Genomic DNA, 13,197 nt, shown 5'->3' on the forward strand with positions numbered 1-13,197 from the left:
TGATACATCATGAATAATTGTGTTTACAGTTAACTGCAGGTAAAATCTACCTCAAATAATTACTTATTCTTTGTATCTTGAGCAAAAGAGGGTATTTTGCAGAACAGGTACTATGAATTTTTTATCACACTATTATTTTGACAGGCATACCACCAACTGTTACCATATATTGGGAACGGTACTGCCAGATCTGTTGAAAAATGCCGATAAAACCATCATCCTGCACCCCGAAAAACTCCAGCACTCCAACCCCGATGTCAACGCGCTGATAGCTGGCTGGAATAAGCACCTGGCAGTCGACCGTTTTTTTCATTCTTCGGATTTTTTTCTTACCCACTCGCATGAGCTTAAGAAATTGTTAAGGCCTGCCATTGAGGGCTCACCGGTAAAACCCTTTTTTTTAGGGCATATAGCGCTGGAACTGATCATAGATAACCTGTTGCTTACTACCGGCAAAATACAGGTTGACGATTTTTACGTGCACCTTGCCGGCTGCGACACAGCGGTGATACAGGAGTTTTTAACTTTTTCGGGCTTAAAGGATAGCACCCGCTTTTTTAAGTTTTATGAGGAGTTTAAACGCAGCCAATACCTGCATACCTATGCCGAAACCCATCAGATAGCCTACGCTCTTAAACGGATCTGTATGCGCATATGGCAAAACCCCTTTACCCCGCAGCATGAGGCCGATATGAATGAAGTACTCGGCCATTACCGTGATGAATTAATGGGTAGCTTTATGGATATTTTTGAAGAGATAGACAACAAATTGCAGGACCTTTAATAGACTGATATAGAGCACCCTCAAGCTAAAAGCACACTTTAATCCTGTTTCTTATTCTCAAAATTGCTTGAAACAAGCAAAAACTACCTAATTATCAGCAATTAACATTAAATAATTCTTTTTTAAATAAAATTATGTCTGTACCTTTGCAGTCCCAATTAACAAATTGGGAAAAGGAGATAAATTATTTAATGGCAAAAAAACAAGAAGCAGAAAAAGAATTAAAAGCGAAAGAAGCTGAACTGGGTACAGTTACCGCATCTGGCGAAAAAGAAACTATTGAATCAGAAGCTGATTCAATCTCTATCGAAGAGATCAAATCTAAAATTGCAGCTACACCGAGTGCAGATTTTGACTGGGATGCAGATGACAAAAAATTTGGTAACTACAGCGATAGCGACCGTGAGAAATTCGAGAAAATGTATGATGGAACTTTTAGCTCTATCACCAAAGGCGAAATCATCACAGGTACTGTTGTTAATGTTAACAACAAAGATGTAGTACTAAACGTAGGATTTAAATCAGACGGCTTAGTTTCAGTATCAGAATTCCGTGATACACCTGATCTGAAGATCGGTGACACAGTTGACGTATTTGTAGAGTCGCAGGAAGATGCTAACGGTCAGTTAGTACTTTCACGCAAACGTGCAAAAACTCAAAAATCATGGGAGCGCATTAATTCAGCACTGGATAATGATGAGATCATCACTGGTTTTGTGAAGAGCAGAACTAAAGGTGGTTTAATTGTAGATATCATGGGCGTTGAAGCCTTCTTACCAGGTTCACAGATCGATATTAAACCTATCAGGGATTACGATGTGTACGTTGGTAAAACAATGGAATTCAAAGTTGTTAAGATTAACCACGAGTTTAAAAACGTTGTGGTATCGCACAAAGTGCTTATCGAAGACGATTTGGAAAACCAAAAAACAGAAATTGTTGCCCGTCTTGAAAAAGGTCAGGTATTGGAAGGAACTGTTAAAAACATTACAGATTTCGGTGTATTCATCGATTTGGGTGGTGTTGACGGTTTACTACACATTACTGATATCTCTTGGGGTCGTATTGAGCACCCACGTGAAATTTTGGCATTGGATCAAAAGATCAACGTTGTTGTGCTTGATTTTGATGACGAGAAAAAACGTATCGCTTTAGGCTTAAAACAATTAACTCCACACCCTTGGCAGTCACTTGACGAGAACATCGTTGTAGGATCGAAAGTTAAAGGACGTATAGTTACTGTTGCCGATTACGGTGCTTTCCTTGAAATCATCCCGGGTGTTGAAGGTTTGATTCACGTGTCAGAAATGTCATGGTCACAAAACCTACGTAACCCACAAGAATTCCTTAAAGTTAGTGATGAGATCGAAGCACAAGTGTTAACACTTGACCGCGACGAGCGCAAAATGAGCTTAGGTGTTAAACAATTAACCCCAGATCCTTGGCAAAACGCTGGCGAGAAATACGCTATCGGAACTCAGCACATCGCTACAGTTAAAAACATGACCAACTTTGGTGTGTTTGTTGAACTGGAAGATGGAATTGACGGATTGATCCACATCAGCGATCTATCATGGTCTAAAAAAGTAAACCACCCTAACGAATTTACTAAGGTTGGCGAAAAATTAGACGTAGTAGTTCTTGAGCTTGATATCGATAACCGTAAATTAAGCTTAGGCCACAAACAGCTTGAAGAAAACCCTTGGGATACTTTTGAAACCATCTTCACTATTGACTCAATACATGAAGGTACCGTTATCAAAGTAACTGACAAAGGTGCTATTGTAGCTTTACCTTACGGTGTTGAAGGCTTCGCGCCAACCAAACACCTGGTAAAAGAAGATGGCAAAAGCGTTAAAGCCGAAGAAACTGCTGAATTCAAGATCATTGAATTTAACAAAGAAAACAAACGTATAGTTATTTCACACTCACGTATATGGGAAGAAGCTCGTGCTGATGCTCGTGTACAAGAGTTCGAAAACCGCAAAAAAGAAGCAAAATCTGCAAGCAACGCGGTTAAGAAAGTGAAAGAATCTGTTGAGAAATCAACTTTAGGTGACCTTAGCGTACTTGCTCAGTTAAAAGAGCAAATGGAAGGTGCTGAAAACAAAGCCCGCAAAGCTGCGCCAGCCCCTGCTGCTAAAGCCGTTGAGCCTGAAGAAGAAGCATAAGCTTTAGATTCATAAATCTTTAAAGCCCCTCCGATCAATCGGAGGGGCTTTTTTTATATCTATTACTTTGCACATTCCACAAATATTAAGAGATAGAAAGCGCTGGATAGTGCGATTCACCTCTTTAGAGGGCAGAGGGGGTGTGTTTATTGGTAATGCCAAACGCAGAAACACACCCCTCCCCTCGCACTATGCTCATGCGCCCCCTCTCAAGAGGGGAACTTAAATCACATGCTACGGTTTCAAAGCATTTAATCCACCTTTGAAATTATTTTACTATTTTTGCCCAAATCCACCCATACGATGCAAAATCTAACACTGCTCGACGGTCAAAAATTTCAGATCACTATACAACGCTTATGTCGCCAGTTGATTGAAAATCATAATGATTTTTCTGATTCGGTATTAATAGGCATACAACCCCGCGGCATTTATTTAGCCAAGCGCGTGGCCGAAGAACTCCGCAAAATATTACCCGGCAAAACCATACAACAAGGCGATTTGGATATCACCTTTTACCGCGACGATTTCCGCCGCCGCGAATCGCCACTTGTACCCAATCAAACCAAGATAGATTTTATCATCGAAGGCAAAAAAGTGATCATGATGGACGATGTACTATGGACAGGCCGCACCATACGCGCCGCTATGGATGCCATGCAAGCTTTCGGTCGCCCGGAAAAGGTAGAATTATTGGCTTTGGTAGACAGAAGATATTCAAGACATATCCCCGTTTCTGCAGATTACGTAGGCATCGAAGTAGATTCCATCGCCTCACAAAAAGTAGTAGTAAGCTGGAAAGATACCGATGGCGAGGACAAGATCGTTCTGGTATCGGAAGCGGCAGAGTAAAAAAATAAGTAAATAATCCAACATGTCATTGCGAGGTACGAAGCAATCTCATAAGGATAAACGGCGAGTTAACTTAACGAACAGCATGATGAGATTGCTTCGTACCTCGCAATGACATAGTTAAAAAAGATCCGAAATCAAAAAGAAATGGCAGGACTAAGCACAAGGCATTTATTAGGCATTAAAGATTTAAACCGGGCAGATATTGAACTGATATTTGAAACGGCAGATACTTTTAAATCTGTTTTAAACCGGCCGATAAAAAAAGTGCCCTCATTGCGCGATGTAACTATTGCCAATATATTTTTCGAAAACTCTACCCGTACACGCCTGTCGTTTGAACTGGCAGAGAAGCGCCTTTCTGCAGACGTGGTGAACTTTGCGGCTTCTTCATCATCAGTAAGCAAGGGCGAAACCCTAATTGATACCGTAAACAACATACTGGCCATGAAGGTAGATATGGTGGTGATGCGCCACCCCTATGCTGGTGCGGGCATCTTTCTGTCCAAGCATGTAAAGGCACAAATAGTTAACGCCGGCGACGGCGCGCATGAACACCCTACCCAGGCTTTGTTAGATGCCTTTTCCATCCGCGAAAAGTATGGCGATGTGGCCGGTAAAAAAGTGGTGATAGTAGGCGATATTTTGCACTCTCGCGTGGCGCTTTCAAATATCCTTTGCCTTAAACAGCTTGGTGCCGAAGTAATGGTTTGCGGCCCCACCACACTGATACCAAAGTACATTGGCTCATTGGGTGTAAAGGTAGAGCATAACCTGATAAAAGCCCTTAACTGGTGCGATGTGGCCAACATGCTGCGCATCCAGTTGGAACGTCAGGATATTAAATATTTTCCTTCCTTGCGAGAGTATACCATGCTTTTCGGGCTCAATAAAACCATCCTTGATTCGTTGGATAAAGAGATCACAGTAATGCATCCCGGCCCTATTAACCGAGGTGTAGAGATCACCAGTGATGTAGCCGACAGCAAGCAATCCATTATTCTGGACCAGGTAGAAAATGGCGTGGCCGTACGTATGGCCGTGTTATATCTGCTGGCCGGGCAAACCCCATAATAAATAGCAACGATGGAAAAAATGCTCAAGCTTACAAAAGACAACCTCCTTTCAATACTTGTAAGCCTTTGCATAGTTACATTTCTATTAAATGTGTTTTTTTCTGTCAGTTTAGAAGTATGCCATTTTATTGGCACCCTCCTTGCTATTGCTGCATTTTCAGAGAGAAGAGGAAGCTGGTCAGTCAAACAATATAAATTAAAGAATAAAGGGCTTACTCAACAAGACATCCGTAATATTGAGTTTGTTAAAAAATGGGAGGAAACTCGTAAAAAGGGTATCTGGAAATATTGCATTTCTGATGGTGGGATTGTTCTTGGCGCGGGGCTGTCATTAGCGATCAGTTTATTGGCATATGTAACTTTTCCTGGTATATTTAAAGGCCTTGCCGATAGTCCTGGCAATATGTTCAGTTTTATTGGTTATGCATATTTGGCCGGAGCTATAACAGGCGCTACCATTCACCGTATTTTATGGCCATACAATCAGCGTAGGTTCATGAAGCTAACCGACCCTTTAAACGACAAGTATTTGCAGGAATTATTCCTTGATCAATAATTAAAACATAACGATGAAATTCAACTATCCTGTTTTTGCAGCACTTATACTTATCGCCATACTTTTTTCATCAGAGGCAGATGCGCAAAGCCTGCAACAGCGAAAAACAGATTCGACGTTTGTACTGGTTAAAAGGTATTTTAACAACCGGCAGGCCGATTCGCTTTATGAAATGGGCGGCAAAAATTTTAAGAACAGCCTATCTAAAGATGGTTTCAGGGCCGTTGCCGAGCAGCAGTTGTTTCCCTTAAAGGAGATCAAGGGTTCATCGTTTGTTAGTTTTGTAAACAACAATGTAGCTACCTACAAACTAATATTTGAAAGTGTTACTTTGCAAATGCTGTTAAGTTTGGACCATGATGACAAGATAGAAATGTTTTTATTTCAGCCTTACAAAGAAGTAACAGCAGATAAGCTTACCCAGGCGGCGTCAACAAATAAACGCATAACACTTGCCGATAAAAAGATTGATTCGGTTGCCCGCCCCTATATTCAAAAAGCCAATACTACCGGCCTTAGCATAGGCGTATTTAAAGATGGGCAGATAAGCACCTATAATTACGGCGAAACCACCAAAAGCAATGGCAAACTACCCAATGCCAATACGCTTTTCGAGATAGGCTCTATCAGTAAAACATTTACATCGGCAATACTGGCTTATTATGTGAACGAGGACAAAGTGAAACTCACCGACCCAATAACCAAATACCTTCCCGATTCTGTTAAGACTAACGCCGCCTTGAATGATATTACGCTGGTAATGTTAAGTAACCACACATCGGGCCTTTCGCGTATGCCCGATAATATGAACATTAAACCCGGCGACGAGCTTAACCCTTATAAAACCTATGATAAGGCATTACTTTTCGGCTACCTGAAAACCTGCAAACTCAACAGCAAACCGGGCGAGCAGTATGCTTACTCAAACCTTGCAGTTGGCTTATTGGGTACCATACTCATGCAAATAAGCGGTAAAACTTACGACCAACTGGTTGCTGACGTTGTTTGCAATCCTTTAGGTATGAAAAGCACAACACAGCATTTATTACCCTCATTACAGGCCCGTCTTGCCACCGTTTACAACGCCGACGGTAATATTACCCCACCCTGGGATTTCGACGCCCTTGCCCCTTGTGGCTCACTTCATTCGTCTGTTAACGATCTAATGTTATACGCCAAGGCAAATATGAACCCGGCTAATAACAAACTCGGCAAAGCGCTGGAGCTAACCCACCAAATAACCTTTACAAAAGGCATCAAACTGGGCCTGGCCTGGCACATTATTACCGTAGATGGTGTTGATTACATTTTTCACAATGGCGGCACGTTTGGCAGCAGCACCTTCCTTGCATTTAATAAACAGAAAAACCTCATCGTGATAGTACTATCCAACTGCGGCGAAAGTGTAGATGGTATTGGCACCGGGATCTTGAAAAAACTACAGTAAGGCGCTGGCGGGATGTGTTTCTTGTCGCAGCCCCCCCCGCCATTACACCGTCCACCGCATCCCCCTCTCGAGAGTAATAGCCCATCAATAGACATAAAAACGTAAGCAGATTTTCTAACTCCGTAGGAGTATCGTGTTTATAGGTATTTTATGGGTATCAATAGCTCCATAGGAGCTTCCTGTTAAATAAGGAGGCACCTACGGAGCCAAGCCTATATTATATTAAACTATAAACACGTAGCCCCGAAGGGGCGGGCAGGTAGCCTATCAAACTTATTTATGATATCTCTGTCTACTCATGGGCTATTACTCTCTCGAGAGGGGTGGAGGGGTGTGTTTCTCCATCAATACATCCCACAAAAAAATCCCGCTTTGCCTAAGCAAAACGGGATACAACAAAAAACAAAAGTTTATCAGTCACTCAAAAAATCTTATTTGTCTTTAACTGCCGATCCGTTTCTGATCTCGTCGGTAGCAACTTTTACTATTTTGTCATCGGCTTTCAGGTCGCCGTATATTTCAATCTGATCGTCAGATGAGAAGCCTTTCTTAACGCCAACCCATTCTGCTTTATGGTTTACTACCCGTATAACAAACACCTTTTCGGTTGATGTTACCACCGCAGTTTTAGGTACAATGAAAGTGCTATCGCCGGCAGGCAGCGGTACGTTAACATCGGCGTACATGTGCGGCAGCAATTTTTTATCTTTATTATAAACGTCCATCTCCAAACGTTCAGACCGTAACTTTTCATCAAGTGCACCTGCTAAACGTTGTACTTTAGCTTTAAATTTTTGATTTGGCAATGCTTTCACCGTAAAGTCAACCTCGCTTTTAGTGCTCAAAGCACCGGTAAAGTTTTCTGGTACCGATACCACAAGGCGCAGCCTTTTCTGATCCTGCAAGGTAAACAGCGGATCGCTGCCCTTACCACCCGGACCAACATAGGCACCAAGATTTACATTACGGTTGGTTATCACCCCATCAAACGGCGCCCTTATTTCCAGGTAAGCCAGGTTTGACGATACCTCTTTCAGGCTTGATTTTGCCGATTCAACATTGGCAAGATCGGCATTCTTTTTAGCCTCGGCCTGGTCAAGGTCGTTAAGCGATATGGTACCAGGCGTTTTGCTGGTATTCAGCAACCTGTCATAAGTGGCTTTACTGGCAAAGTAAATGGCCTCATATTGTTTAATGCGGGATTGGGCACCGGCAAGCTGCGAGTTAATCTCGGGCGCTTCCAGCACCACCAGTAATTGGCCTGCATGTACTTCAGATCCGATATCAACTAATAGTTTCTTTACGTAGCTGTTAACCTTTGCATATAGGTCAACCTGCTGATAAGGGATCAGTTCGCCGGGAATAGCTATGTTACTGCTCAGCTTACCTTTTTCAACGGGCACAAGATCAACCGGAGGTGTTTCTACCGCCTCTTCCTGTTGCTCCTGCTGTTGTTGTTCCTGTTTTTCTTTCTCGTCTGAGTGGCATGCACTCAACGAGCTCATTGCTATTGCCAGTACGGCAAGGATTAGGGTTGATCTATTTTTAATGCTTTTCATGGTGATGCAAAGGGACATAAAATTTACTTTCTTTATCTTCTGGGTCTAACGATACGGATTGTGTAGTGGTATTGCCTTGTACCCAGGCAAACACCAATGGTAATATTAACAGCGCGGCAAACGTTGATGCTATAAGCCCACCAATAACGGCACGGCCAAGCGGGGATGTTTGGTCACCACCCTCACCTAAGCCGGATGCCATCGGAATCATACCCACAATCATGGCCAAACTGGTCATTAATATAGGGCGAAGTCTTAACGCAACTGCCTCACGTGCAGATTTTACCGCATCGCCGTTATGCTTGCGCAATTCCTCGGCGTTGGTAATAAGCAGTACCGCGTTTGATATGGATACGCCTACAGACATAATCATACCCATGTATGATTGCAGGTTAAGCGTAGCCCCTGTTATTTTAACCAAAAACAACGACCCGAATAACACCGCCGGTACGGTTGATAATACCACTAACGACATTTTGAACGACTGGAAGTTGGCTGCCAGCATTAAAAAGATAACCAAAATGGCAACTATCAAACCCGATTGCAGACTATCCAGCGTATCTGTTAAGGTTTGGCTCATACCCCGCAGCTCAACCTTTAAACCGCGCGGCAGCTCGCCTAACGAATTTATGGCCTTTTGCACATCGTCGGTAGCCGTACCCAAATCTTTATTATTAAGGTTGGCCGTAACAGATAATGTGGGTATTGCACCTATATTATCATTTTCGCCATTGGTGGTGCCCGTTTTAATATCGGCAACATCACCCAACACCGGGCGCGATTGATTGGCAAGCACCGGAATTTCGCGTACATCATTTAAGCTGGCCATCTGGTATTCGGGTACCTGTACCTGTACAAGATAACTCAAACCTGCCTTTTCATCAATCCAGTTATTTTTTTCGGTAAACCTCGACGATGATGTTGATGCAACCAACGAGCGGGAGATATCATTTAAACCTACACCCAGCTGCGCGGCCCGCTGCCTGTCGATATTAATATCGATGGTTGGGTAATTGAACGATTGGCCTATCTGCACATCGCGCAGGTAGTTGATCTTGTTAAGCTTATCCATTACCTTAAAGGCATATTCCTGGTTTTGCTTTTTGTTTTTGCCGGATAACGCTATTTCGATAGGCGTTGGCGACCCCTGGCTTAAAATTTTGTCAGTAAGCTCAATTGGCTCAAACGACAGCCTGATACCAGGCAGTTGCTTGGCAACATCGTGCCTAAGCTTTTCTTTCAGTTCATCAAGATTTACCTTATAGTCTTCTGTTAAACTTACCTGTAAAACAGCCTCCTGCGGACCAGCCATGAACAAGTAAATTGGGTTTGTTGAAAACGATGACGGGTGCGAACCAACAAAAGTTGAAGTAATGGCAATATGATTTGCACCAACTATGTTTTTCAAAATATGCTCGGCCTTAACAGCAATTGCTTCCGTACGTTCCAAACGGGTACCATCAGCAGCGCGTAAACGTACCTGGAAAGTACCTGAGTTTACTTTAGGTAATACATCCCGCCCAATAATATTGAACAGTATAAATGCAAGCCCGAAAGCAACAATTATATAAACCGATACCACCAGTTTACGTTTTGGAATCATACGATCCATTAGGCGCATAAAGCTTTCCCTGAACTTATCAAAACGGGTTGCTTTTTTACCCTGGTGATGCAAGGCTTTTTTCATGGCCTTTTCTTTTTGTTCCCACGGTTCGCCTTCATCTTCCAAAGCAAAACCATCCGGGTGGCTATGGTCTTCATGTTTGTTAACCATAACCCAGTTGGCCATAATTGGCACAAACGTTTGGGCCAGCAGGTAGGAGATGATCATGGAGAAACCAATGGCTAATGCCAGCGGAAGGAATAATGCACCCGGGATACCTGTCATGGTAAAGGCTGGTGCAAACACCGCCAAAATACAAAACAGGATAAGCAATTTAGGGAAGGCGATTTCTTTACAGGAATCCCATATAGCTAAAGCCTTGGGTTTGCCCATATCAAAGTGCTGGTGAATATTTTCAATAGTTACCGTAGATTCATCTACCAGGATACCAATAGCCAGCGAAAGCCCGCTCAGCGTCATAATATTGATGGTTTGATGGAACAGCGACAGGAAGAATATTGCCGAGATAATACAGGTGGGGATAGTTAATATTACTATCAACGCCCCTCGTTTATCACCCAGGAACAACAATACCATTAAACCGGTAAGTACTGCACCAATAGCGCCTTCCTCGGCCAAACTTTTAACGGCATTAATTACATATACCGATTGGTCGAACACGAAGGACAACTTAACATCAGGCGGTACCAAAGCCTGGAACCGGGGTAAAGCCTTTTTAAGGTTTTGAACCACTTCCCAGGTTGATGCCGTTGCCGATTTGGTAATAGGCAGGTAAACCGAACGTTTACCATTGATAAGAGCATAACCGTTGGTAATATCGGCGCCGTCTTCAATGGTTGCTACATCGCGCATAAAAACGGTTTGTACACCATTTTTATACAGGGGGATATCGCCAAAATCCTTAACGTTTTTTATAGTGGTATTTGATGGTGCAAGGTAATTGTAATCACCAATGCGTACGTTACCTGCGGGGGTGTTTTGGTTGTTCTCGCGCAGGGCGGCCACTATCTGGTCGGGCGTTAAGTTGTGGGCACGCAGTGCGTTCGGATCTATCTTTAACAAGATGGTACGCTGGTTACCACCAAAGGGTGCCGGCGCAACCAAACCGGGGATAGATGTAAATGACGAACGCACATATACCAAAGCATAATCAAGCAATTCGTTATTTGAACGGGTGGCGCTGCTTAAAACCAGCTGACCAACCGGCAGCGTTGAGGCATCAAACCTCATAATAAACGGCGGCTGCGACCCTTGCGGGAAACCCGCCTGGGCCCGGTTGGTGTAACTCGTGACCTCCGCCGCGGCCTGGGCCATGTTGGTCCCTTCGTAAAAAGTAACTTTTATAAGTGTTAACCCCTGTATGTTTTTTGTTTCGATGCTTTTAACGCCCGAAACAAACAGCAAAAGGTTAACATATTGCTTACCAAAGTAAGCCTCCATTTGGTTTGGGGTAAAGCCTCCGTACGGGTGTGATACGTAGATAACTGGTAAGTTAAGATCAGGAAAAATATCTATCTTAATGGTACGTACCGCATTTATCCCGAAAAAAAACAACCCGGCTACCATAACCAATATGGTAATTGGTTTTTGAAGCGCCCCTTTTATCATTCCCATTATATATGTGTATTGCTATTATTAAAAATTGTTGATAAAGATGCCAAAATCGCCAGTGGCAGCAGCCTTGTACAGCAGGGCTTGCCACACGTTATTTGAGGCGATGTATTTGTCAACCTCGGCACGGTTGAGCGTGTAAAGGGCCTGCGTAAAGTCTACAATGTTTGATAACCCGTTTTTGTAAAGTTCATATTTTTGCTTGTAAGCATCCCCGGCTGCCTTAACCTCAACCGGTACTTCCCGGTAGTTTTTAAGCGCGTTGCCTATACGGGTTTCGGCCAGTGTTTGCTGGGCCTTTAACTGCTGCTCAACAAGGTCATAATCATTCTTATACTGTGCCGATGTAAATTTTTGCGATTGTACCTGGTAATGGGTTCTGAACACGCTGGTAAAATTCCAAACCATACCCACGCCAAACAGGTAATTGTACCGGGTTGGGTTGGCTCCTGCTCCGTAACTGCTGCTATAGCTGGTTTGGTCGGCAGCATAATCAGAATTAAAGCCCGTTCCCCTACCCTGATAAACGCCAAACATGCTGAAGGTTGGGTAGGCAAATGTTTTGAGGTACTTGGCCTGCTCCTCGCTCACTCCTATCCTGTTCTGGTAAAAGCGCAGCGATGGGTGATCTGTAATGGCAATTGCGCTTTGCGCCATCAAATTAGTTGGCGTTTTGGTGATAAATGCACTATCCAATTGAAACTCCTGCGATTCGACACCCAGGTAAATAGATAGCTGGTTGCTTTGTTCCTGCTCGGTTTGCTGCGTATTAGTTAAAGCTATCCGTGCGTTTGATACCTCGGCATTAGCCAATGACGAATCGACGCCGGGATTAAGTCCTCCCTTTACACGAGCAATCACCACCTTTTGCAGGTCGATTGCCCTGTTGAGGTTATCTTGCTGGGCTTTTGCCAATTGCTGGGCGGCAAGTAAATTAAGATAGGTGCTGGCCACCCTTATTTCGTGCTGAAACTGCTCTTGCCTCAGATCTGTTTCGTCACGGGATACAACAGATTTTTGAACCTTAATTCTTTCGGCCGATTTGCCGAAGCTAAAAAAGTCCCAGCTTACGTTGCTCAGGTACAATGAGCCAAAAGCTGCATTCCAGTTCTGGCGGGCAAGTGTAGGGCCTGAAGAGGATACTGACAATCCACGATAACCATATGACGGCCCTGTTTGGCCGTTAACGGTTCCGTAATCTTGTTGGGCGGAGATATTTACATCGGGTAAATACTCGGTTTTGGTTTCTTTTAAATAAGCCTTTGACGCGTTTAGCTGGTTAGCTTTCGACTTTATAGTACCGTAATTAGTAAGTGCCAAATCCTCGGCGTCCTTAATATTTAATACCTTTTGTTGACTGCGAGCCTGAATTACAAAAAAGACACCTGAAAAAAACAGTAGAAGATGTTTTGAAGGTATGCTTAACATAGCGGTGTATTTTATACACGGCAAAAGTATTTTTATAAGCTATATGAAAAAAATGAATTAAATTTGTCATAATCATTAGCAAAACTAAT

9 protein-coding genes are annotated in these 13,197 nt (G+C 43.2%); 6 read left to right on the forward strand and 3 right to left on the reverse strand.

Translation table 11 applies throughout. From position 1 onward, the window contains the following. Positions 1-112: 112 nt before the first annotated feature. The 6 genes from BLS59_RS12765 (at position 113) to BLS59_RS12790 (ending at position 6,886) form a co-directional block, all read left to right on the forward strand. The gene (locus BLS59_RS12765; protein WP_091149675.1) at positions 113-784 is read left to right on the forward strand and encodes a hypothetical protein; all 672 of its coding nucleotides are present in this window, start codon (positions 113-115) and stop codon (positions 782-784) included. Positions 785-975: 191 nt separating this feature from the next. Further along, positions 976-2,955 carry a 30S ribosomal protein S1 gene (rpsA, locus tag BLS59_RS12770; RefSeq protein ID WP_091149915.1) on the forward strand — a complete coding sequence of 660 codons (1,980 nt, stop codon included), beginning with the start codon at positions 976-978 and terminating at the stop codon, positions 2,953-2,955. Positions 2,956-3,258: 303 nt separating this feature from the next. Next, a complete protein-coding gene (gene pyrR, locus BLS59_RS12775; RefSeq protein WP_091149676.1) occupies positions 3,259-3,807 on the forward strand; it encodes a bifunctional pyr operon transcriptional regulator/uracil phosphoribosyltransferase PyrR in 549 nt (182 codons plus the stop codon). Positions 3,808-3,954: 147 nt separating this feature from the next. After that, on the forward strand, positions 3,955-4,881 hold the full coding sequence (locus BLS59_RS12780; RefSeq protein ID WP_090467170.1) for an aspartate carbamoyltransferase catalytic subunit: 927 nt from the start codon (positions 3,955-3,957) through the stop codon (positions 4,879-4,881). Between the two features lie 12 nt (positions 4,882-4,893). Continuing rightward, positions 4,894-5,439, forward strand: coding sequence for a hypothetical protein (locus tag BLS59_RS12785; protein ID WP_091149677.1), 546 nt, complete (start codon positions 4,894-4,896; stop codon positions 5,437-5,439). Positions 5,440-5,452: 13 nt separating this feature from the next. Beyond that, the gene (locus tag BLS59_RS12790) at positions 5,453-6,886 is read left to right on the forward strand and encodes a serine hydrolase domain-containing protein (RefSeq protein WP_091149678.1); all 1,434 of its coding nucleotides are present in this window, start codon (positions 5,453-5,455) and stop codon (positions 6,884-6,886) included. A gap of 431 nt (positions 6,887-7,317) precedes the next feature. Here BLS59_RS12790 and BLS59_RS12795 read toward each other — a convergent pair whose 3' ends face one another. Genes BLS59_RS12795 through BLS59_RS12805 form a run of 3 tightly spaced genes read right to left on the reverse strand, consistent with a single transcriptional unit; the run spans position 7,318 to position 13,108 of the window. Beyond that, entirely contained in the window at positions 7,318-8,445 is a 1,128-nt protein-coding gene (locus tag BLS59_RS12795) for an efflux RND transporter periplasmic adaptor subunit (RefSeq protein WP_091149679.1), read from the reverse strand. Beyond that, positions 8,432-11,683 (reverse strand): efflux RND transporter permease subunit, encoded by a 3,252-nt coding sequence (locus tag BLS59_RS12800; protein WP_091149680.1) that lies wholly within the window; start codon positions 11,681-11,683, stop codon positions 8,432-8,434. Before BLS59_RS12800 ends, BLS59_RS12795 begins: the two co-directional genes overlap by 14 nt. A gap of 21 nt (positions 11,684-11,704) precedes the next feature. Further along, positions 11,705-13,108: a TolC family protein gene (locus BLS59_RS12805; RefSeq protein WP_091149681.1), complete on the reverse strand. Its 1,404-nt coding sequence runs from the start codon at positions 13,106-13,108 to the stop codon at positions 11,705-11,707. Positions 13,109-13,197: the final 89 nt, after the last annotated feature.

The organism is Mucilaginibacter pineti (assembly GCF_900101875.1).
Lineage (GTDB): Bacteria > Bacteroidota > Bacteroidia > Sphingobacteriales > Sphingobacteriaceae > Mucilaginibacter > Mucilaginibacter pineti.